The following is a 20,636-nucleotide window of genomic DNA, read 5'->3' on the forward strand; positions in this document are numbered from 1 at the left end:
CGTGGTATCGACGCCAGGCGCCATCGTCGGGTTCCGGTGCGCGGCTGTCGCGCTTTGCCTGGGAGGGGTGTGGCACGTCGGGTCGGCGCGGCCGTCGCGCTCTCTGATGACGCCTTCGACGTGCGGGCGGGTCTCCGCCGCGTCCGACGGTGGACCACCGCGTTCGCCTGGGTGGGGGCGGTCGTGTTCGCGGCGCAGGTGGCGTTCACCGGACCCGCGCCCTTCGGCGCGGCCGTCGCCCTGGTCGTCGTGGTGGTGACCGGCGGGTGGGTGCTGCGGCCCGGCCGGGACGGGTGGGGCGTCGTCTCCGCCGAGACGGCCGCCATCCTGGCCGGGGCCTTGCTGCTGTCGGCCCCGCAGCCGGTGCTCGGCTTCCTCTTCGGCGTCACGGTCCGCCGGGTGCTGCTCGACGGTGACTACCGGTTCCCGGCGCGGGCCGTTTTCCCCGTGCTGGGGTACCTCGTCGGCGTGGGGGTGACGGTGCTCAGCGGTCGCGTCCACCCCGGACCGGAGGCCCTCGCGCCGGTGCTGATGCCGTTGGTGGGCCTGGTCGTGGGATCGGTGGCCCTGTACGAGACCGCGCGGGCCGCCCGCCTGGCCGACGCCGCCCGCGACCGCGCCGACCGCGCGCACCGGACGGCGGAGGCCGCGGTGCGCGCCAGCCCGGTGGGCCTGGTGCTCCTCGACGGCGGCCGGCCCGAGCTGTTCAACGACCGCGCCGCCGACCTGCTGGGCTGGGACGAACCGGGCGCGGTGCCGTGCCCGCACGGCGCGGACCTCACCGCGTGCGACCGGGGCTGCGCCCGGCCGGGGCCGGAGCCGGTGGAGCTGCGGCTGGAGCGGCCCGGCGCCACGCTCGCGCTGCACCCCGTCGCCGTCCGCGACGGCGGCCGGGGCGGTCGGGTGATGGTGGCCGTGGTCGACGTCACCGCCCGGCGGCGGTGGGAGGACGAGCTGCGCGAGCGCTCCGAGTGCGACGAGCTGACCGGGCTGGTCAACCGGCGGCACTTCCTCGACCTCGCGGACCGGGCGCTCGGCGAGGGCCGCGACGTCGCGCTGCTGCTGATCGACCTGGACCACTTCAAGGAGGTCAACGACGTCGAAGGGCACCAGGCGGGCGACCGGCGGCTGGTCGAGGCGGCCCGGCGGCTGCGGACCGTGACCGGCGGCCCGGACGTGGTGGCCCGCCTCGGCGGCGACGAGTTCGCCGTGCTCACGACCTCCGCCGACGACGCCGCCCACCGGGCCGGCCAGGTCCTGGCCGCCCTCGCCGCGCCCGACGCCACCGGCGGCGACACGGGCATCCGGTCGAGCATCGGCGTCGCCGTCGCCGGTCGGGACGGCACCGGCCGCACCGCCGAGGACCTGCTGCGCGACGCGGACGTGGCGATGTACGTGGCCAAGCGCGAGGGCGGGGGACGGGTGCGGTCGTTCCGCCGCGCGATGGGCGAGGACGTCGCCGCGCGGCAGCGGGACCGGGGCGACCTGTCCGCCGCGCTGGCGAACGACGAGCTGGTCCTGCACTACCAGCCGATCATCGACCTGGCCTCGGCGCGCACCACTCACGCCGAGGCGCTGGTGCGGTGGCAGCGACCCGGGCACGGCCTGCTCGGCCCCGACCGGTTCATCGGGTTGGCCGAGGAGAGCGGGCTCATCGTGCCCCTGGGCAGCCACGTGCTGCGCACCGCGTGCGAGCAGGCGGTGCGCTGGCAGGACCGCGGCCTGGCGCTCGGCGTGGCGGTCAACGTCTCACCCGGCCAGTTGGCCGGCGACCGGTTCCCCGCCGAGGTGCACGAGCTGCTGACGGCCACCGGGCTCGCGCCGGGGCGGCTCACGGTCGAGGTCACCGAGTCGGTCTGGGCCGACGAGGACGCGATGCGGGTGCTGAGGGACGTCCGCGAGCTGGGCGTGCGGGTGGCGCTGGACGACTTCGGCACCGGCTACTCGTCGCTGAACTACCTGCGCTGTTACCCGTTCGACCTCGTCAAGATCGACAAGTCGTTCACCGACGGCCTGGGCGGGGACCGGCGGACCGAGGGCGTGGTGCGGTGCATCATCGACCTCGCCGCCGCGCTGGGCGCCCGGACGGTCGCGGAGGGCGTCGAGACGGCGGCGCAGGAGCGCTGGCTGCGCGACGCGGGCTGCGACTACGTGCAGGGATACCTGTTCGGCAAGCCCGACCTGCTGGAGAACTGGCGCCCCGACCTGCTCGCCGCCGTGAACCCGGTGTCGCCTCCCTGACCCCGCGTGCCGGGGCGGCCCGTCGTCCTGGCTTCGGCGTGCGGCGAACGGGGTACTGGACGGCATGGTCTCCTCGCTCAAGCGGGCAGTGAGCACGCCCCTGCTGTACTTCTTCATCCTGGGCGACATCCTCGGCGCGGGGGTGTACGTGCTGGTCGGGTCGGTCGCGGGCGAGTCCGGCGGCGCGGTCTGGCTGCCCCTGCTCACCGCCCTCCTGCTGGCCGCGCTGACCGCGGGCTCCTACGCCGAGCTGGCGACGAAGTACCCGCGGGCGGGTGGCTCGGCCCACTACGCCACCAAGGCGTTCGGCCCGGCGGTCGGCTCGTTCACCGGGTTCTGCATGCTCGCCGCGGGGGTGGTGTCGGTCGGCGCGCTGGCCAGGGCGTTCGCCGGCGACTACCTGCGCGAGCTGGTCTCGTTGCCGACCGCGCTGGTCGTGGTGGTGTTCCTGGGCGCGCTGGCGCTGCTCAACATCCGCGGCATCAAGGAGTCGCTCGGCGCGAACGTCGTGGCCACGGTGATCGAGGTCGGCGGCCTGCTGCTGATCATCGGCCTGGGCGCCTGGGTGGTGCTGCGCGGTGACGCCGACCTCGGCCGGCTGACCGAGGTCGGGACGGGGGACCGGGGGGTCCTGGGCGCGACGCTGGCCGGCGCGGTGCTCGCCTACTACTCGTTCGTCGGGTTCGAGACGTCGGTGAACCTCGCCGAGGAGGTGAAGGAGCCGCGCCGGTCCTACCCGCGGGCGCTGTTCGGCGCGCTGCTCACCGCCGGCGCGGTGTACCTGCTGATCGGCGTGGTGGCCTCGGCCGCGGTGCCGACCGACCGGCTGGCGGCGTCCAGCGGTCCGCTGCTGGAGGTCGTGCGCCTGGCGGGCGCGGTGCCGGAGGGGCTGTTCAGCCTGGTGGCGCTGGTCGCGGTGGCCAACGGCGCGCTGCTCACCGGCATCATGTCGTCCCGGCTGGCCTACGGCATGGCCCGGGACGGCCTGCTGCCCGCGCCGCTGGCCCGGGTGCTGCCGGGCAGGCGGACGCCGTGGGTGGCGGTCCTGGCCACGACGGCCGTGTCGCTCGCGCTGGCGTTGACCGGCGAGGTGGCGGCGCTGGCCGAGACGCTCGTGCTGTTGTTGCTGGTGGTGTTCCTGGCGGTGAACGCCGCCGTGCTCGTCCTGCGCCGCGACGAGGGCGAGGCCGACCACTTCCGGGTGCCGGTCGTCGTCCCGTGGCTGGGGCTGGCGTCCTGCGTGCTGCTGTTCACCCGGATCGACGGCGAGGTCTGGGTGCGGGGTCTGATCCTGGTCGGCCTGGGAGTCGTGCTCGCGGCGGTGAACCTGGTGCGCGGGAGGCGTTCGGCGCCGGCCACCGGACGAGCCGCCTGACCGGCGCGCCGCGCCCGGCGGTCGGCTTCCCGCGTCGTACCCGAGCAGGCCGTCGTCGCGCAGGCGCACGCCCGGCGTCGGCTCGTGCGCGGTGAGGCGTCCGTCGTGCATCAGGTGGTGCACGCGCAGGCCGCGCGCCACCACGGCGAAGTCGGCGATCAGCCGTCGGTGGCACCGCCACCACACCGACTCGCTGCACATCACCGCCGTGCGCTCCCCGCTTGCCTGCCCCACCAGCGCGTCCATCGCCGTGACGAACTCCGGGGTGCGGGTGTGGGCGGCGTACCCGCGGAACGACGCGTTGCGCCACACCGTGTCCGGCGAGTCGGGCGGTGGCTTCCGGAAGCCGCCCAGGCGCTGCTCCCACCGGTAGCCGATGCCCTCCTCCGGCAGCCACCGCGCCACCCGCTCCCGCGCGAGGTCGGGGTCGCGGCGGCTGCCGGGCGCGGTTCGGACGTCCACGACGGACGTGACGCCCGCGCCCCGCAGGAGGTCCGCCAACGCGGCCCGGTCCGCGGTGCCGTGGCCGAACGTCACGAGGTCGGGGTTGGCCGCGGGAGCGTTCCGGTCGGGGGCCATGACCCCGATTGCAGCAGCTCCCGGCGCGCACCGCAGCACACCGCCCGGACCGCGGTGCCGGTGGAGTCCCGCGCACGGCGCCGGTTCCAGGGCCGCGGAGTGCCGCCGAGGGAGCGGTACCGCGGTGCGGTGCGGCGCACGTAGGCTGTCCCACGCCCGGAAGGGCATCGGTGCGGTGAGGAGAGTCGGGCAGGTGCGGACAGCAGCGCGGGCGGGCCGGTTCGGGCTCCTGCCTGCCTTGCTGTTGGTGCTGCTCGGGGTGGGCGTCGTCGTCGCCCCGCACGTCGCCGACGGCTACGCGGCCCCGTACCCGGTGTCGGACCGGCCGGTGCTCGGCGAGTCGGCATCCGCCGCGCCCTCGGTGGACGACGACCTCCACGACTGGCTCCGGCTGTCGCTGGCGGCACGGCAGGCGCCGGCCGCGGACCTGGCGCACACCTGGTGGGCCGTGCTCGGCCGGACCGGTGACGCGCACGTCGCACCGGGACGCCCGGTCGTCGGCACGGTCGGCGGCGAGGGGAAGGCGGCCGCCGAGCGGACGCCGTGGACCAGCCGGGCGCCCCCGCGCGGCTGAACCGGACGACCCGCAACCGCTCCGACGCGCTGTCCCGCGCACCTCGCACGAGGTGACGCGGTGGACGGCGCGCGGGCGTCGACACCCCGAAACCCCCCCGGCCCCGTCGGGCACGTCCCGCACCGCCACCACCGTGGACCGTGGTGGCGGCGGACGGGCTGCGCCCGGCGCGGCCGACACTCCACTGAGGACTGACCCATGTACGCAGTCGTGATGGTGCTGCTCGCCGCCATGCTCGTGGCCGCGATCGCTTTGATGGCGAGGATGTTCGCCAAGGACGAGCCGCTCTACGGCGCCGTGGCGCTCGGTGTCCTGGCGGGACCCGGCGCGCTGCTGGCCCTCGCGCACGCGGCGGTGGCCTGAGCCCGGGTGACCGGACCGCCCGGGAGCGGCGCCCGGACCACCGGGCGCCGCTCCCGGGGCGCCGGGGTCACGACACCGGCCGGTCGCCGTTGGTGGCGGCCGTCGGCCGGACGGGGGTGGCCTCGGCGTCCCGGGCGGCGGGCGAGGTGGGCAGGTGCTCGCCGAACGCGCGGGACACGCTGCTCAGCGCGGTGGTGACCTCGCTGGGGATGACGAAGAACGTGTTGCCCGGCCCCTCGGCCAGCTTGGGCAGCGTCTGGAGGTACTGGTAGGCCAGCAGCTTGGGGTCCGCGTCGTTGCGGTGGACCGCCTGGAAGACCTGCTCGACGGCCCGTGCCTGGCCCTCCGCCTTGAGGATCTCGGCGGCGCGGTCGCCCTCCGCGCGCAGGACGGCGGCCTGCTTGTCGCCCTCCGCCGTGAGGATCTTGGCCTGGCGCTCGCCCTGGGCGGCGAGGATGGCGGCGCGCTTGGCCCGTTCGGCGCGCATCTGCTTCTCCATCGCGTCCTTGATCGTGGCGGGCGGGTCGATGGCCTTGATCTCGACCCGGTTGACCCGCAGGCCCCACTTGCCGGTGGCGTCGTCGAGCACGCCGCGCAGTTGGCTGTTGATGGTGTCGCGGGAGGTGAGGGTCTTCTCCAGGTCCATGGACCCGACGACGTTGCGCAGGGTCGTGACGGTGAGCTGCTCGACCGCCTGGAGGTGGCCCGCGATCTCGTAGAACGCCGCCCGCGGGTCGGTGACCTGGAAGTAGAGCACCGTGTCGATCTCGACCACCAGGTTGTCCTCGGTGATCACCGGCTGCGGCGGGAACGAGACGACCTGCTCGCGGAGGTCGATCGTGGGGCGGACGCGGTCGATGTAGGGGATGACGAAGTTGAGGCCCGGCCGCAGGGTGCGGTGGTAGCGGCCGAGCCGTTCGACGTTGCGGGCGCGGGCCTGCGGCACGATGCGCACCGCCCGCACCACGGTGAACACCGCGAGCAGCGCGACGACCAGGGCGGCGATCAACGGGGCTGAGAGTTCCACGGTCCCTCCCGGGGGTAGACGAGTGCGGTGCTGCCCTGGATGTCCATGACGTCGACGACCGTGCCGGCGGGGATCACGAGGGTGTCGTCGTAGGACCGCGCGGTCCACTCCTCGCCGCCGATGCGGACCCGGCCGTCGAGCCCGGTCACCTCGCGGGTGGTGCGGCCGGGCGCGCCGATGAGCGCGTCCACGCCGAACCGCGCGGGCTGGGGCCGCCGGAGGTGCCGCAGGGCCGCGGGCCGGACGAGCACGACACCGGCGGCGGACACGGCGGTGAACACCAGGAGTTGCAGGGGCAGGTCCAGCCCGAGCGCCGCGGCGCCCGCGGTGACCGCGGCGGCGGAGCCGAGGATGCCGAGGGCGGCGGTCAGGCTGAAGATCTCCGCGACCGCCAGCACGACCGCGATGATCAGCCAGATGAGCCAGTCGTCCACGAGCGACCTCCGTTCACGGTTCGATGAGACCGGCGCGGATCGCGTAGCGGGTGAGTTCCAGCCGGTCCTTCAGCCCGAGCTTCTGCAGCAGGTTGGCGCGGTGCCGCTCGACGGTCTTGACGCTGATCACGAGCAGGCCGGCGATGTCCCTGGACGAGTGGCCCTCGGCGACGAGCTTGAGGATCTCCTCCTCGCGGTCGGTGATGGCCTTGTCGGGCAGGTCGTCGCCGTCGCGGACGCGGTCGAGGTAGTTGCGGACGAGCGCGGTGACCGCGCCGGGGTAGAGGAACGGCTCGCCCCGCATGCTGGCGCGGCACGCCTCGACCAGGTCGCGGTCGGCCACCGACTTGAGCACGTAGCCGGAGGCCCCCGCCTTGAGCGCTTCGAAGAAGTACTGCTCGTTGTCGTACATGGTCAGGATGAGGATGCGCAGCTCCGGCTGGAGCCGCGACAGCTCCCGCGCGGCCTGCAACCCGGTCAGCCGCGGCATGGCGATGTCCAGGATGGCCAGGTCGGGGCGCTCGGCGCGGGCCTTCTCGATGGCCTCCGCGCCGTCGCCCGCCTCGGCGACCACGGTCAGGTCCGGCTCGCCGTCCAGGATCAGCCGGACTCCCCGGCGGACCAGCGCGTGGTCGTCGGCGAGCAGGACTCGGGTCTTCACGTGGGCCATGGTCAGGTGCTCCGGGTAGGGGTGGTCGGTACGCGCAGCCGCACCTCGGTGCCGCCCTCGGTGCGGGAGCCGACGGTGAGGTCCGCGCCGATGAGCAGCGCGCGTTCGCGCATGCCGCGGATGCCGGAACCCTCGGGCGCGCCGCCGATCCCGCGCCCGTCGTCGCGGATGCGCAGCTCCACCCCGGCGGGGTCGTGGGCGAGGGCGAGGTCGAGGTGGCTCGCGCCGGCGTGCCGCGCGACGTTGGTGATGGCCTCCTGCGCGACCCGGTAGACGACCAGCTCGGCCTCGTTGCCCAGGTCCGGGAAGTTGCCGTCGAACCGCTGCCGCACCGACAGCCCGCTGTGGTCGGCGATCTCCGCCGTCAACGCCTTCAGCGCGCTGATCAGCCCGAGTTCCTCCAGCACGCCGGGGCGCAGCCGGCGGGCGATGCGGCGGATCTCGTCCAGGCTGCCCCGGGTCGTCTCCTGCACCTGGTGCAGTTCGTCCCGGACGGTGGGCGGCGCGTGGTCGGCCACCCGCTTCAGCTCCAGCAGGACGGCGGTGAGGGTCTGGCCGACCTCGTCGTGCAGCTCGCGGGCGATGCGGCTGCGCTCGGCCTCCTGCGCGGACAGGGCACGGGCGGTGCTGTCGCCGCGCTCGGCCTCCAACCGGTCGAGCATGGCGTTGAACGTCCTGATGAGACCGGAGATCTCGCCGTGCCCGGTGGGGGCGGGGCGCGGGCCGGGGCGCAGCAGGTCGGTCGTGGTCATGGCGCGGGTGAGCCGCTCCAGCGGGGCCAGGCCCAGCCGCAGCAGCACGGCGTTGGCCACGAGCATCACCACCAAACCCCCTGACAGGATCACCGCTTCGGTGAACAGGACCGGAGTGGACACCGTGACCGGCCCCAGCAGCAACGCCGCCGCGGCCACCACCAGCACCGCGGCGTTGAGCAGGAAGATCCGCCAGAACAGGGACACGGGTAGGGCCTCCTTCGGTTCCAGGCTGCCGGGAGTTCCGCGACCTGTCCATCCGGGCTGACACCCACTCGCGCGTACATGTCGTCACCGCCCGCGGATGGGTGTTGGCACCGATTGTCCCTCCTCCCGGCGCTGCGCAGACTGGTGCGGACGGTTCGCCACGCCGGGAGGAAGAGGTGACAGCGGTGCTCGGATCCCGACCCCGGACGCTCGTCCCACCGCCGGCGACCCCGGTCACCGGTGGTGCGACCGCAACGTCGCAGGCACACACCCACCGCCACGCCGAACAGGTTGATTTCATGCACGCAAGCGATATCGCGGTGAACGTGCCGACGGTCACCGTCCACGACCCGGTCGCGCAGGCCGTCCGCGTCATGGCCGTGAGCCGCCTGCCCGGCCTCATCGTCGTGGACGAGCGGTCGCGGCCCCACCTGGTGCTGCCCGGCACCCAGGTGCTGCGCCTGGCGGTGCCGAGCGCCTACCAGGAGGACCCGGCCCTCGCCCGCACGGTCGACGAGGCGCACGCGGACCACTTCTGGCAGGAGCTGGGCGACCTGACCGTCGGCGACTGCGCGCCGCGCCGGCCGGTGAAGCCCGTGACCGTGCGCGCCGACGCGACCCTGCTGGAGGTCGCCGCGCTCATGGCGCGCCAGCACAGCCCGCTCGTGGCGGTGGTGGACGAGGACGACGTGCTCCTCGGCGCCGTCACGCTGGAGCGCCTGATCACCAGCCTGGCGGTGTTCGGCAACGTCGACTGACGGCTGACGCCGCCCGAGCAGTTCCCGTTCCCGCACCCCCGCTCGTGGGTGCGTTGCGCCATGTCTTGAGGAGAGTGCCTTCAGTGTGCCCGAGTGCCGCGACCATACGATCAGCCGGCCGCGAACCCGTCCGGTGCTCGGGCCACGCCGACGACCGGACCGGACCTCCGGGTCGTGACCGATGAGCGCGGTCCTCGCCCTGGCGATCTTCCTGGTGGCGTTCTTCTTCATCGCCACCGAGAAGGCGGACAAGCTCAAGGTGGTGCTGATCGCGTCGGGCGCGATGGCCGTCACCGGCCTGATCCCCGGCGCCGAGGTGTTCTTCTCCGAGCACGCGGGCATCGACTGGAACGTCATCTTCCTGCTGTTCGGCATGATGGTCATCGTCGGGATCGTCAAGCAGACCGGTGTCTTCGAGTACCTGGCCATCTGGGCGGCCAAGAAGGCGAAGGGCAAGCCGTACCGGCTCATGGTGATGCTCATGGCGATCACCGCCGTGGCGTCGCCGTTCCTCGACAACGTCACCACGATCATGCTCGTCGCGCCGGTGACGATCGTGGTGTGCAACCGGCTGCGCATCGCGCCCCAGCCGTACCTGATCGCCGAGGTGCTCGCGTCCAACATCGGCGGCGCGGCGACGCTCATCGGCGACCCGCCCAACATCATCATCGGCAGTCGCGCCGGGCTGACGTTCACCGACTTCCTGGTGCACATGGCCCCGATCGTGGTCGTCATCTTCGCGGTGTTCGTGCTGCTGACGCGGGTGCTGTTCCGCAAGTCGTTCCAGTACAACCCGGACCACGTCGCCGCGGTGATGGCGCTCAACGAGCGGCGGGCCATCACCGACGCCAGGATGCTGCGCCGGTGCATGGTCGTGTTCACCGTGGTGGTCGCCGGGTTCAGCCTGCACTCGGTGCTCCACCTCGACCCGGCCATCGTCGCGCTGGTGGGCGCGGGGTTGATGATGCTGGCCACCGGCGCGGAGGCCGGTGACGTGCTGCGCGAGATCGAGTGGCACACCCTGGCGTTCTTCATGGGCCTGTTCGTGATGGTCGGCGGTCTGGTGCACACCGGTGTCATCGAGACGATCGGCAGCTGGGCCGTGCAAGGGGTGGGGGACAACTACTTCCTCGCGGCCACCGCGTTGTTGTTCGGCTCCAGCGTGCTGGGCGCGTTCTTCGACAACATCCCGTACGCGGCCACCATGAGCCCCGTGGTGGAGGGCATCGTGGCCGAGGTGCCCGACCCGGCGACCGGTCAGGCGCTGTGGTGGTCGTTCGCCCTCGGCGCGGACTTCAGCGGCAACGGCACCGCGGTGGCGGCCAGCGCCAACGTGGTCGCCATCGGCATCGCCGCGCGCACCGGCCACCGCATCACGTTCTGGCAGTTCACCAAGTACGGCATCATCGTGACCGTGCTGAGCACCGTGATGGCCTGGGTCTACGTCTGGCTGAGGTACTTCACGTGACGCGTGCGGGGTGGCCGACCCGGTCGGCCACCCCGCCGCGGCCCTCACCGCTCGGGCGCGCGGACGACCGCCACCGGGCAGGGCGCGTGGTGCAGCAGGTGGCGGCTGGTGGACCCGAGCAGCAGGCCGCGGAACCCGCCCCGGCCGCGGCTGCCGACGACGACCAGGCGGGCGTCTTCCGCGAACCGCAGCAGCGCGTGCGCCGGGCGTTCCCGGACGACGTGCGCGGTGACCCGCACCTCCGGGTGCTCCCGCCGCCACGCGGCGAGCTGCCCCGTCAGCGACTCCTCGGCCTCCCGCGCCACCGGCTCGACGTCGAAGGCCACCGCCGTGGCCGCGAACGCGGTCTCCAGCACCGGGTCCGCCCACGCGCGGACCACCACCAGCTCGTCGCCGCGGTCCGCGGCTGCGGCGAACGCGAACCCCAGCGCCGCCTCGCTCAGCTCCGTGCCGTCCACGCCCACCACCACCGGCCCGTCGGCGGGCGGGTCGTCGTCACGGCCCCGGACGACGACGACCGGGCACGACGCGCGGCCCGCCAGCTCGACCGACGTGGACCCGACCAGCAGGCCCGTGAACCCGCCCAGGCCCCGGTTGCCCAGCACGAGCACCGAGGCGTCCTCGGCCTCCGCGAGGAGCAGGGGCACCGAGGGCCCGAACTCGAGGACGGCGTCCACATCGGACGCCAGAGGTCCGACGGCGTCGAGGGCCGCGGCCAACGACCGCCGCCCGTCCTCCGCCAGCGCCTCGCGCAGCGCGTTCGGGTCGACCAGTCCGGGCCGGTAGCCGGTCGGCACCTCGCAGGCCCGCACCAGGCGCAGGCCGACACCCCGGCGGCTCGCCTCGCCCGCGGCCCAGCGCGCCGCGCGCAGCCCGCTCCCCGACCCGTCGACGCCGACCACGACGGGCCGGGCCTTGACGTCGCTCATCCTGAACTCCTCGCGGTGGGTGGTGCGGTGCGTCACTCGCCCGGCTTCCGCTTCGCGGGGGCGTCGGGCAGGTCGCGGACCGCCCACACCAGCACCGCGATGACGGCGTAGGGGAGTGCTCCGGTCGGTGATCCGACCAGCAGCATGACGACGGCCATGCTCGCCGCGGCGACGATGGCCACCGAGGTGATCCGGGGGCGCTTCGCGGGCCGGGGCGGCGGGACGGCGTCGAGCGCCCGGAAGGACTGCTCGAAGTCCGGGTCGTCGGCTCTCAGCCGGCGCTCGATCTCGAGCAGGGCGGCCTGTTCGCGCTCGCTGAGCACGACTCACCTCCTGGGTACGGCCGGGGCCGGTGCCCCCGGCTCGACGGCGCGGTGCGGGCCATGCCCGCCTGGTCCGCCGGGTCGTCCGGCGGGTGGTCACGGGTCGCCGGGTCTGCCGCGGGGTCCACCGGTGGCGGCGGCACGCCCGGTTCGGCGTGGTGCCCGCCGGGTGGCACGCCGAACCAACCGGCGGGTGGCGGGGTTGCTCAGGGTGACCGGCGGAGGGCGCGGGGCGGTCAGCGGGCGGTGGCGGTTCGCCGGGTGCCGTGGTGGCGACGCCCGGTCGTGCCGTCGCGGCCGCGTCGTGGGCCACGGCCGCGCGGCGTCCGGGACGCGGTCGGCTCGTGCCGGGGCACCGCGCCCGGGTCCGGTCCGCCGCCCGGAGCCAGCCGCTGCCGGCAGCCCAGGCACCACCGCGAGGTCGGGATGGTCCGCAGCAGCTCCAGCGGGATGTCCGACCGGCAGCCCCGGCACCGCCCGTAGTCGCCGACCTCGATGAGCGCGAGCGCGATGTCGAGGTCGGCCAGCGCGTGCCGGGCCGCCTCGGCCACCGCGAGCGCCACCTCGTGCCGCGCCGCGTCGGTGACCTCCGCCGCGGCCAGGGGTTCGAGTTCGGCCAGCTGCTCCAGCCGGAACCGGCGCTGCCGCTCCAGCCGGGCGCGCAGGTCGGGGAGGTGGTCGGCCAGACCACCTCGCCGGGCGGCGACGCGCTCGACACCGACCATGACCCACCTCCGCGCTGCGACTCCGTTGTTCACCTCCCAGCATGGGCGCAACCGGGCCGCGCGGCCTGTAGGAAGCGGACAAACGGAGGGGCCTGTTTTGTCGTCCGCCTACAGGTTGGGGGAGCGCCTTACGCCCAACCGCCCGGGACGGGTCCCACGGCCGGTGCGGCACGCTGGGACCCGTGTCCTGTCTCCGGTCGAGAGCGAGGAACCCGATGCGCCGGACCTGTCGTGCGCTCCTGGTGGCGTTGGTCGCGTGGGGCGTCTCCGGCGCGGGCCAACCGCTCGTCTCGTCGGCGTCCACCGGTGCGGACCGCACCGTGCGCGTCGCCGACTCGGACCAGCTGCGGACCGCCCTCGCCGACGCCCGCGCCGGTGACCGGATCGTGGTCGCCGACGGCCACTACGCGCTCGGCGCGGTGACGGGCCGCCACGGGACCGCGGCCAGGCCGATCACGGTCGTGGCGGCCCACCGCGGCCGGGCGGTGGTCGACGCCGGGCAGTTGGTGGTCACCGACTCCTCGCACCTCACCTTCGACGGTCTGAAGTGGACCGGCTCCGCCGGCCTGGTGATCACCGGGTCGCACCACGTGCGGTTGACCCGCAACCACTTCCGGCTCACCGAGCAGTCGTCGTTGCACTGGGTGCTGGTCAACGGCGAGGACAGCCACCACAACCGGATCGACCACAACCTGTTCGAGCACAAGCGCCAACTGGGCAACTTCATCGCCGTCGAGGGGTCGGAGACGCAGCAGTCGCGGCACGACCGCATCGACCACAACCACTTCCGCGACGTCGGCCCCCGCGCGGACAACGAGATGGAGGCCATCCGGGTCGGCCGGAGCACGATCTCCCGGTCCAGCGGGTTCACCGTCGTGGAGGCCAACCTGTTCGAGGACTGCGACGGCGACCCGGAGATCGTGTCCGTCAAGAGCAACGACAACACCGTGCGCTACAACACCTTCCGGTCCTCGCAGGGCACGCTGTCGCACCGCCACGGCAACCGGGGCTCCCTGCACGGCAACTTCTTCCTCGGCGAGGGCAAGGCGGGCACCGGCGGCATCCGGCTCTACGGCGAGGACCACAAGGTCTACAACAACCACTTCGAGGGCCTGACCGGGACCCGCTACGACGCCGCGCTCCAGGTCGACGGCGGCGACGTGGACGGCACGGGCGCGTTGAACGCGCACTGGCGCGTCTACCGGGCGGTCGTCGTGCACAACACGTTCGTGAACAACACGTCCAACATCGAGGTGGGCGCGAACTACACGTTCCCGCCGGTGGACTCGGTCATCGCCGACAACGTGGTGACGGGGTCGAACGGCAAGCTGTTCAACGAGCTGAAGGTTCCGGTGAACCTGACCTACGCGGGGAACGTCGCGTGGCCGACCGGGACCGCGACCGTCGGCGTCACCCAGCCGACCGAGGCCGTCCGCGTGGCCGACCCGCTGCTGGGCCGCCGGGGACCGGTGCACCGGATCGGCGCGGGCAGCCCGGCGATCGACACCGGCACCGGCCGCTACCCGTTCGTCACCGACGACGTGGACGGACAGCCGCGCGCCGGCCTCCCCGACGTCGGCGCGGACGAGCGCTCCACCGCCACGGTCCTCCGGCGACCGCTCCGACCGGCCGACGTGGGCCCGAACTCCCGGTAACGCGGCCACCGGGTCACGCGGCCTCCGGTGCGCCTGGCAACGCGACCTCCCGGCGCGCGACCTCCTGGGAACCGCGGCCACCGGAAGCGCGGCCGCCCGGTGAGAGGTCGGACGTTCGCTCCGCCGGCCGCTCGGCGACGGCGGTAGGCGACCCGGCCGCACGCGGCCCCGGCCCGTGCGGTCAGGCGGGGAGCTTCCGGGCGGCCACCGCCGCCAGGCCCTTGGTGGCGTCGCAGTACTCGATGCCCGGCCGGTCGCCGGCCACGGTCAGCACCACCACGTGGATCTCCGTGCTCTGCGCGAGGTCCGCCGGCCGGTACGGCAGGCTGACCGTGCACCCCGTGCTCAACTCCTTGTCCAGGTGCACGTACGCCCGACGCCCGCCCAGCTCGGTCAGCTCGCCCCCGATCACCTCCTGCGCCGGGTGCTGGTCGTACCGCAGGTTGACGGTCCGCCCGCCGAACGTGCTGAACCACTTGCACGCCCAGTTGCCGAACACGTTCACGGGCGCGTCCCCGTTGACCCCGGCCAGCGTGGCGAGCGACTCGTCGTCCAGCAGCGCGCAGGCGTCCACGTGGGCCAGCGACCCGGCGGGGAACGGGCTGGGCCGGCGCGGGATCGGGCCGCGGCGCAGCACCTCCAGCACGCTGCCCGCCGCGACGTCGGCCACCGCGCAGAGGTCCACCGGGGGGTTCGAGAGCTTCGCCGCCACGCGGACGGCGTACACGTCGTCCACCACCACCGTGCGGCCGCACTCGTTGCCGGACCGCTCCGACGGGACGATCTCCAGCGGTCGGCCCTGCACGGCGCGGGATGTCCGGGTGATCAGTTGGACCTCGACGTCGAGCTTCCGCACCGCGCCGACGTCGACCAGGACGTCGCAGCGGTTGAAGTTGCCGATCGTGGTGGACACCGAGGTCGGGCCGAACCGGCGCAGCGCGGCCTCGTCGGTCAACGCGCACGGGTCGGCGGTGCGCTCCTCGCCGACGAGACCGCCCGGCGAGGGGGCGTGCGCCTGCGTCGCGGGCGCCTGGCGCTGCCAGGTGAACACCACCGCGCCGAGCGCCACGACGAACGCGACCCCCGCGGCGACCCGGAACCAGCGCCGGCGGTGGGCCGGCACGCGGGCGGGGCGGCGGGCCGGCGGCGGGGGCGGTTCCCACTCGCCGACGACCTCCTTGAGCCGCGACCGCACCTGGTCCGCGGTCGGCCTCCGGTCGGGCCTCGGCCGCAGCATCTCCTCGAGCACCGGGCCGAGGGGACCGGCCTGGCGCATCGGCAGCACTTCGCCGCGCCGGGCGCGTTCCAGCACCTCGTGCGGTTCGCCGTGGCCGAACGGCGGCGTGCCCTCGACCGCGGCGAACAGCGTCGCGCCGAGCGAGAAGACGTCCGAGGCGCGGCTCGCCGGACGCCCGCCCGCGACCTCCGGCGAGGTGTACGCGGGGGTGCCGGAGATCCGGCCGTCGTCGGTCCAGGTCACCTCGCGCCAGATCGAGATGCCGAAGTCGGTCAGCTTCGCCAGGTCGTCGTCGCCGAGCAGGACGTTGCCCGGCTTCACGTCGCGGTGCACGATGTTCTTCGCGTGCACGGCGGCCAGGGCCCCCGCGATCTGCACGCCGATCCGCGCCACCCGCTCCGGCGGCAGCGGCCCCTGCGCCGCCAGCACCTTGTCCAGGCTCTCCGCCGGCAGGTACTCCATGACGAGCCAGCAGTCGTCGGCGTCGACCGTGTCGAAGACCGAGACGGCGTTCGGGTGCTGCACCTGCGCGGCGGTCTCGGCCTCGCGGCGGAACCGCGTCCGGTCGGTGTGGTCCGCCGCCGCGTGGGGTCGCTTCAACGCGACGCGCCGTTTCAGCTTCCGGTCGAACGCGGCCCAGACGACGCCCCCGGAACCGGAACCGCGGGCGTCCTCCAACTCGTACCGCCCGCCGACCACATCCCCCGTGCGCACGGTCCGTAGTGTAGTGACTACTTTTGCCGGCCGTCACGGTTTCCCGGCCATCCCGACCGATCCTCACATCGCGGTACGCGAATTGCGGGAATTCACTAGTCGCCCAATCGTGGAATACATTGAGTCAGCCGAGTGAATCGAGCAGGGCGAGGTCCGGCGGCACGAGCGTGGTCGACAGGACGAGTTCGCGCAGCAGGTTGTCGTTGAGCGTGTTGCCGACGGGCTCGCCGACCTCCTCGCGCAGCAGCCCGTGCACCCCCGCCGCGGACAGCCGGGCCCGGACGTCGGCGACCATGTGCTCGACCCGCTTGACGCCCCAGCCCGCGTCCGGCTGGAGTTCGTTCAGGATCTCGGCGGCGTGCTGCCGCGACACCGGCTGCGGGTTGGCCTCGTGCAGCAGGTAGCGCTGCCCGAGCACGACGAGCACCAGGTGCTCCTCCGGCGTGAGCCGCCACCGCTTCGGCGGCCGCGTCACGCTGTCGTGGCTGGTCACCGGGTGCCCGCCGTCCTCGCCGGCCACGTACAGCTCCAGCAGGTGCTCGCGGTCGTGCGAGCCGCGGATGAACAGCGGCGTGTAGCCCTCCTCCAGCGGCACCGGCTCCTCGTCGCGGAACAGCCAGCGGGTCTTGGGCAGGCGGATCGGCAGCCGCCCGGTGTTGGTGACCCACCACCGGCCGGCGCGCCGCGTGAGCAGGCCGTGCCGGCGGCTCACCCGCGGGTCGGTCTCGCCGACGCACACGTCCACCTCGGGCCGGTTGCGGCCGAACCGCACGCTCCGGCCCTCGACGGGATCGACGCTGATCCGGCCGCTCAACGCGAGCGCGACGACCGCTCCGGGCGCGGCCCGCGGCACGTCGCGCGCCAGGCTCTGGGTGTTCATGCCGTCCCTCCTCGGGTTACCGCGCAGTGTCGTCGGAGCGCTTCGGGACCCCTCCCGAAGAGGGTAGGGAACAGCCGCGCATTACGGGGGACCGGTCCCGACGCGTTCTGTTTCATTCGCCCCATGACCACTCGGAGAATGCGTTTCGGAAAGACCGCGACGAGCGGTGCCGCGGCGGCGATCCTGGCGGCGCTGCTCGTCGTGCCCGCGGCCCGGGCGGAGGTCGTGGAGGGGTACCCGGTGGCTGCGGTGACCGCGAGCGACGACGACGGGAACGTGCCCGCGAACACGCTCGACAACGACCTGGGCACGCGGTGGTCCGCGCAGGGCGACGGCCAGTGGATCGCGTACGACCTCGGGACCGCGCGGCCGGTGACCGCGCTCGCGATCGCCTGGCGCTACGGCGACGAGCGCACCGCCTACTTCGACGTCGAGACCTCCCCGGACGGCACGACGTGGGCTCCGGCGGCGACCGGCCTGCGCAGCCGTCCCACCCTGGCCCAGGAGCGCTACGACATCCCGGACGTCACGACCCGGCACGTGCGGATCGTCGGCCACGGCAACTCCTCGGGCAACGGGTGGAACTCCGTCACGGAGGTGGACGTCCTGGGCGCCGACGACCCGGGCGGCGACTGCGCGCTGCCGTCCGACGTGCTCGACCTGACGAACTGGAAGATCACCCTCCCGGTCGACAACCCGGACCAGTCGGGCCGCCAGCCGCTCGAGGTGAAGCAGCCGCGCCTCGACGGCTACGCGCTCGACCCGTGGTTCGTGCCGACGCCGGACTGCGCGGGCGTGCGGTTCCGCAGCCCCGTCAACGGCGTCACCACGCAGAACAGCAGCTACCCCCGCTCGGAGCTGCGCGAGATGACCGACGGCGGCAGCGCGTCGGCCGCGTGGTCGTCCACCTCCGGCACCCACACGATGGTCATCGACCAGGCGATCAACCACCTGCCCGAGGACAAGCCGGACGTCGTCGCCGGCCAGATCCACGACTCCGACGACGACGTGGCGGTGTTCCGGCTGGAGGGCACCAGGCTCTACGTCACCAAGGGCGACACCACCCACCACAAGCTCGTGACCGACGACTACGTCCTCGGCACGCGCTTCCAGGCCAAGTTCGTGGTGAGCGGCGGGCAGGTCAAGGCGTACTACAACGGCGTGCTCCAGACCACGATCAGCCGGTCGTTCAGCGGCGCCTACTTCAAGGCGGGCGTCTACACGCAGGCGAACTGCGACCGGTCCAGCCCGTGCGACAGCGGCAACTACGGCGAGGTGACCGTCTACGGCGTCACCGTGACGCACTCCTGACCGCGTGCCGGCGGCTCCGGGGCCCGGGGCCGCCGGGTCGGGAGGGGTCCCCGCGCACTCCCGCCACCCTGCGTGCATGGGCGAATTCGAAGTGAGGGTCGAAGCCCTCCACGGGGTGGTGGACCGGCACGGCAAGGTGCGCGACGACCTGTCCTCGACCAACCGGGACAGCCGGTTGCTGGCGCGGATCCAGCCCCCGATGCCGGATCCGGCGACCACCGCCTTCGTCACCGCGGCGTGCCAGGTGGGGCAGGGGCACCTCGACTCGGTCACCGCGATCGAGCGGGAGCTGCAGGCGCGCGTCGAGGAGCTGAGGGCGTCGGTGGAGCAGTACGCGAAGACCGATCAGGACTACCAGGACGGCTGGCGGTGACGTGCTGATGGAGCTCAGCGGGTACGAGATCTACCAGATGGTGTCCCGGGGCGCGGGTCCCGAGGGGCTGACCGAGGCGGCGGACGTGTCGCGGGACGCGCGCACGCGCATCCAGGCCCTGGGCGACGAACTGCGCGGCCTCACCGGGCAGCTGCAGGGGCTGTGGCAGGGCCGGGCGTCGGACCGCGCCGCGCAGGCGGTGCAGCCGATCGAGCAGTCCCTCCAGCGCGCGCAGGAGACGCTGGACCGGGCCGACGCCGCGCTGCGGACCCAGGCGCAGAGCTACGGCCGGCTCCGGCAGCAGGTGCAGCCGATGGCGACCCCGTACCCGCCGGAGCTGACGCTCTTCGACGAGATCACGCCGTGGGACACGGACAACGAGCTGGCGCGCAAGGCGTGGTTCGAGGCGGACGCGCACAACCGCCGCGTCTACGCCGAGTACGTCGGGTTGACGGGCCAGAACCAGGCGATGCTGCCGCAGGCGCCCGGCGCGTCGGGGGGTGCGCCGGGCGCGGACACCGCCGTCGGATCCTCGGGCGGGGCCGGTGTCCGATCCGGGACGCCCGCGCCGCCGCAGGTGGGGGACGGGGGCGGGGGCACCTCGCCGTCGTCGGCGGGCGGACCGGCGGCCGGCGGCGGGTCGTCGCCCGGGTCGGCGGGCGGGGACAAGCCGTCGGCGTCGCCGTCGGCGGGCGGGGGCGGCAGGACCTCGGCGAGCGAGGTCGGTGGCGGGGACGGCGGCGGTTCGCCGCGGCCCCCGGCCGTGGCGGGACCCACCGCGCCGCGGCAGCCGGGCGACCGGACGGCGGTCGCCGACTGGGCCGCCGGTGTGCCGGGCGGTCTGCCGGCGGCGACCCGTCCGCCGGCGGGCCGGGACACCGGGCACACGTCGAAGGTCCCAAAGGGCGACCACCTGTCCGGCGGCGGCGGTGTCGCGCCGGTGCTGCCGGGTGGGATCGGCATCGGCGACCCGACCGGCACCAGGGGTCAGAGGGGTTCCCTGGACGCCGGCGACCGCTCCGCCGTGCTCGGCCGGACGCCGGGGAACGCCCCGGCCGCGGCCGGGGCGCGCGGCGCGGCGGGCCGGGTCGGCACGGGCGTGGCCGGCATGGGCGGTTTCGCGCCGCACGCGCCGGCCACGCGGGACGAGGACGACCGGGAGCACCGGCGCACCGTGTACCTGGACGAGGACGCGGACGCGCTCGTCGGCCGGCTGCCTGGCGGCGTCGCGCCCGTGATCGGGGAGGACTGATGTTGCGCGGGCCGGTGGTGCTGTCCGACACGGCGTTCGACGTGCTGTGGCACCACGACGACCTCGGCGAGCACCACACCGTCCTGCACGTGCCGCCCGCCGAGGCCGACGTCCTGGAGGTGGAGCGGGAGCTGCACCGCGAGGGCGTGCGGGTGGACGACACGCTGGAGGCGTTGCGGGTGCTCGCGTACGCGGACTCCGAGTGCTTCGGCTGGATCGCGTTCAACCGCGAGGTCACCCTGCCGGTCGTGGTCGCCACGGCGGGGCGGCACGGGGTCTTCGCGGTGCGGGACAACGGTCACGTGCGGATCGACGTGCTGCGGGGCGACCCGTCGGAGACCCTGGCGGCGTGCCTGCCGGACGTGCCGGCCGGTCGCGGCGTGTCGATCAACGCGCGGGCCGAGGAGGCGCGCGGCTCGCGGGCGCTGGCCGCGCTGGTGCAACGGCCGCGCACCGGCGTGGCGAAGCTGTACGCGGCCAGGCGTGACCGGTACGGGCGACGCCGGCGCGCGGGGTCGTTCGTCACCACGCTCGACTGCCCGGACGGCCGCTGGCTGGTGGTCCGCTACACCGACAACCGGGGCCAGGGGTGGGTCCACGCCACGCCCGCGACCCGTTCGGTGGTGGGGGAGTGGCTGCGCCGGCTCGGCGACTGACGCGGGGGAGGCGGTGCGACCGGGCGACTGATCCAGGGGGAGCCGGTGCGACGGGCCGGGACGGCCGCCTTCACCGAGGGCAAGGTCGGCCTGATGTTCTACCCGGCCACGCTGCTGTCCTCGACGCCGTTCG

General features: G+C 74.1%; 20 protein-coding genes and 1 pseudogene. 11 read left to right on the forward strand and 10 right to left on the reverse strand.

All coding sequences use genetic code 11. The features are described 5' to 3' along the window. The first annotated feature begins 69 nt into the window (after positions 1–69). Together ACWEFJ_RS31910 and ACWEFJ_RS31915 are read left to right on the forward strand one after the other, a co-directional pair. Positions 70–2,241, forward strand: coding sequence for a putative bifunctional diguanylate cyclase/phosphodiesterase (locus ACWEFJ_RS31910; RefSeq protein WP_449716016.1), 2,172 nt, complete (start codon positions 70–72; stop codon positions 2,239–2,241). A gap of 64 nt (positions 2,242–2,305) precedes the next feature. Beyond that, positions 2,306–3,616, forward strand: coding sequence for an APC family permease (locus tag ACWEFJ_RS31915; RefSeq protein ID WP_449716017.1), 1,311 nt, complete (start codon positions 2,306–2,308; stop codon positions 3,614–3,616). Between the two features lie 207 nt (positions 3,617–3,823). Here the strand turns inward: ACWEFJ_RS31915 and ACWEFJ_RS31920 are convergent. Continuing rightward, positions 3,824–4,363: pseudogene (locus ACWEFJ_RS31920) on the reverse strand (DUF488 domain-containing protein); the annotation flags it as partial. A 25-nt stretch (positions 4,364–4,388) separates the two neighbouring features. Here ACWEFJ_RS31920 and ACWEFJ_RS31925 point away from each other — a divergent pair. Next, the gene (locus ACWEFJ_RS31925) at positions 4,389–4,769 is read left to right on the forward strand and encodes a hypothetical protein (protein WP_449716018.1); all 381 of its coding nucleotides are present in this window, start codon (positions 4,389–4,391) and stop codon (positions 4,767–4,769) included. 198 nt (positions 4,770–4,967) lie between these two features. Continuing rightward, positions 4,968–5,132 carry a hypothetical protein gene (locus ACWEFJ_RS31930; RefSeq protein ID WP_449716019.1) on the forward strand — a complete coding sequence of 55 codons (165 nt, stop codon included), beginning with the start codon at positions 4,968–4,970 and terminating at the stop codon, positions 5,130–5,132. 67 nt (positions 5,133–5,199) lie between these two features. On the opposite strand, the gene ACWEFJ_RS31935 is transcribed toward ACWEFJ_RS31930, so the two are convergent. The 4 genes from ACWEFJ_RS31935 to ACWEFJ_RS31950 are packed head-to-tail and all read right to left on the reverse strand — an operon-like array spanning position 5,200 to position 8,222. Continuing rightward, on the reverse strand, positions 5,200–6,159 hold the full coding sequence (locus ACWEFJ_RS31935; protein ID WP_449716020.1) for an SPFH domain-containing protein: 960 nt from the start codon (positions 6,157–6,159) through the stop codon (positions 5,200–5,202). Continuing rightward, the gene (locus ACWEFJ_RS31940) at positions 6,138–6,593 is read right to left on the reverse strand and encodes an NfeD family protein (RefSeq protein ID WP_378096180.1); all 456 of its coding nucleotides are present in this window, start codon (positions 6,591–6,593) and stop codon (positions 6,138–6,140) included. Before ACWEFJ_RS31940 ends, ACWEFJ_RS31935 begins: the two co-directional genes overlap by 22 nt. Positions 6,594–6,606: 13 nt before the next feature. Further along, positions 6,607–7,254 (reverse strand): response regulator, encoded by a 648-nt coding sequence (locus tag ACWEFJ_RS31945; protein ID WP_449716021.1) that lies wholly within the window; start codon positions 7,252–7,254, stop codon positions 6,607–6,609. Positions 7,255–7,265: 11 nt separating this feature from the next. Then, positions 7,266–8,222 (reverse strand): HAMP domain-containing sensor histidine kinase, encoded by a 957-nt coding sequence (locus ACWEFJ_RS31950; protein WP_449716022.1) that lies wholly within the window; start codon positions 8,220–8,222, stop codon positions 7,266–7,268. A gap of 299 nt (positions 8,223–8,521) precedes the next feature. Between ACWEFJ_RS31950 and ACWEFJ_RS31955 the strand changes: the two genes are divergently transcribed. After that, on the forward strand, positions 8,522–8,980 hold the full coding sequence (locus ACWEFJ_RS31955) for a CBS domain-containing protein (RefSeq protein WP_378096169.1): 459 nt from the start codon (positions 8,522–8,524) through the stop codon (positions 8,978–8,980). A gap of 181 nt (positions 8,981–9,161) precedes the next feature. Further along, on the forward strand, positions 9,162–10,448 hold the full coding sequence (locus tag ACWEFJ_RS31960) for an ArsB/NhaD family transporter (protein ID WP_378096166.1): 1,287 nt from the start codon (positions 9,162–9,164) through the stop codon (positions 10,446–10,448). Between the two features lie 44 nt (positions 10,449–10,492). On the opposite strand, the gene ACWEFJ_RS31965 is transcribed toward ACWEFJ_RS31960, so the two are convergent. The 3 genes from ACWEFJ_RS31965 to ACWEFJ_RS31975 all read right to left on the reverse strand — a co-directional run bounded on the left by ACWEFJ_RS31965 (position 10,493) and on the right by ACWEFJ_RS31975 (position 12,425). Then, entirely contained in the window at positions 10,493–11,377 is an 885-nt protein-coding gene (locus ACWEFJ_RS31965) for a universal stress protein (RefSeq protein WP_378096163.1), read from the reverse strand. Positions 11,378–11,409: 32 nt separating this feature from the next. Further along, positions 11,410–11,700: a DUF3040 domain-containing protein gene (locus ACWEFJ_RS31970; RefSeq protein ID WP_378096160.1), complete on the reverse strand. Its 291-nt coding sequence runs from the start codon at positions 11,698–11,700 to the stop codon at positions 11,410–11,412. 236 nt (positions 11,701–11,936) lie between these two features. After that, complete coding sequence (locus ACWEFJ_RS31975) at positions 11,937–12,425, reverse strand: TraR/DksA family transcriptional regulator (protein WP_378096157.1); 489 nt, start codon at positions 12,423–12,425, stop codon at positions 11,937–11,939. A 242-nt stretch (positions 12,426–12,667) separates the two neighbouring features. On the opposite strand from ACWEFJ_RS31975, the gene ACWEFJ_RS31980 reads away from it, so the two are divergent. Next, a complete protein-coding gene (locus ACWEFJ_RS31980) occupies positions 12,668–14,080 on the forward strand; it encodes a chondroitinase-B domain-containing protein (protein ID WP_449716023.1) in 1,413 nt (470 codons plus the stop codon). Between the two features lie 181 nt (positions 14,081–14,261). On the opposite strand, the gene ACWEFJ_RS31985 is transcribed toward ACWEFJ_RS31980, so the two are convergent. Together ACWEFJ_RS31985 and ACWEFJ_RS31990 are read right to left on the reverse strand one after the other, a co-directional pair. Beyond that, on the reverse strand, positions 14,262–16,031 hold the full coding sequence (locus ACWEFJ_RS31985; protein WP_449716024.1) for a protein kinase domain-containing protein: 1,770 nt from the start codon (positions 16,029–16,031) through the stop codon (positions 14,262–14,264). 124 nt (positions 16,032–16,155) lie between these two features. Further along, the gene (locus tag ACWEFJ_RS31990) at positions 16,156–16,911 is read right to left on the reverse strand and encodes an FHA domain-containing protein (RefSeq protein WP_378096147.1); all 756 of its coding nucleotides are present in this window, start codon (positions 16,909–16,911) and stop codon (positions 16,156–16,158) included. A 138-nt stretch (positions 16,912–17,049) separates the two neighbouring features. On the opposite strand from ACWEFJ_RS31990, the gene ACWEFJ_RS31995 reads away from it, so the two are divergent. The 4 genes from ACWEFJ_RS31995 to ACWEFJ_RS32010 all read left to right on the forward strand — a co-directional run bounded on the left by ACWEFJ_RS31995 (position 17,050) and on the right by ACWEFJ_RS32010 (position 20,503). Then, positions 17,050–18,222, forward strand: a complete 1,173-nt coding sequence (locus ACWEFJ_RS31995; protein WP_378096143.1) for a polysaccharide lyase family 7 protein — start codon at positions 17,050–17,052, stop codon at positions 18,220–18,222. A 76-nt stretch (positions 18,223–18,298) separates the two neighbouring features. Then, complete coding sequence (locus ACWEFJ_RS32000) at positions 18,299–18,595, forward strand: hypothetical protein (protein ID WP_449716025.1); 297 nt, start codon at positions 18,299–18,301, stop codon at positions 18,593–18,595. Positions 18,596–18,602: 7 nt separating this feature from the next. Beyond that, positions 18,603–19,847 (forward strand): WXG100 family type VII secretion target, encoded by a 1,245-nt coding sequence (locus tag ACWEFJ_RS32005; protein ID WP_449716026.1) that lies wholly within the window; start codon positions 18,603–18,605, stop codon positions 19,845–19,847. After that, complete coding sequence (locus tag ACWEFJ_RS32010) at positions 19,847–20,503, forward strand: ESX secretion-associated protein EspG (protein ID WP_378098126.1); 657 nt, start codon at positions 19,847–19,849, stop codon at positions 20,501–20,503. Before ACWEFJ_RS32005 ends, ACWEFJ_RS32010 begins: the two co-directional genes overlap by 1 nt. Positions 20,504–20,636: the final 133 nt, after the last annotated feature.

The sequence above is a fragment of the Actinosynnema sp. NPDC004786 genome (assembly GCF_053601135.1).

What these genes read in the sequence shown, in the direction of transcription:
- ACWEFJ_RS31995 (WP_378096143.1), top strand. Translation starts at nt 17,050, where the DNA reads ATGCGTTTCGGAAAGACCGCGACGAGCGGTGCCGCGGCGGCGATCCTG.
- ACWEFJ_RS31965 (WP_378096163.1), bottom strand. Translation starts at nt 11,377, where the DNA reads ATGAGCGACGTCAAGGCCCGGCCCGTCGTGGTCGGCGTCGACGGGTCG.
- ACWEFJ_RS31915 (WP_449716017.1), top strand. Translation starts at nt 2,306, where the DNA reads ATGGTCTCCTCGCTCAAGCGGGCAGTGAGCACGCCCCTGCTGTACTTC.
- ACWEFJ_RS32010 (WP_378098126.1), top strand. Translation starts at nt 19,847, where the DNA reads ATGTTGCGCGGGCCGGTGGTGCTGTCCGACACGGCGTTCGACGTGCTG.
- ACWEFJ_RS32000 (WP_449716025.1), top strand. Translation starts at nt 18,299, where the DNA reads ATGGGCGAATTCGAAGTGAGGGTCGAAGCCCTCCACGGGGTGGTGGAC.
- ACWEFJ_RS31990 (WP_378096147.1), bottom strand. Translation starts at nt 16,911, where the DNA reads ATGAACACCCAGAGCCTGGCGCGCGACGTGCCGCGGGCCGCGCCCGGA.
- ACWEFJ_RS31955 (WP_378096169.1), top strand. Translation starts at nt 8,522, where the DNA reads ATGCACGCAAGCGATATCGCGGTGAACGTGCCGACGGTCACCGTCCAC.
- ACWEFJ_RS31975 (WP_378096157.1), bottom strand. Translation starts at nt 12,425, where the DNA reads ATGGTCGGTGTCGAGCGCGTCGCCGCCCGGCGAGGTGGTCTGGCCGAC.
- ACWEFJ_RS31960 (WP_378096166.1), top strand. Translation starts at nt 9,162, where the DNA reads ATGAGCGCGGTCCTCGCCCTGGCGATCTTCCTGGTGGCGTTCTTCTTC.
- ACWEFJ_RS32005 (WP_449716026.1), top strand. Translation starts at nt 18,603, where the DNA reads ATGGAGCTCAGCGGGTACGAGATCTACCAGATGGTGTCCCGGGGCGCG.
- ACWEFJ_RS31930 (WP_449716019.1), top strand. Translation starts at nt 4,968, where the DNA reads ATGTACGCAGTCGTGATGGTGCTGCTCGCCGCCATGCTCGTGGCCGCG.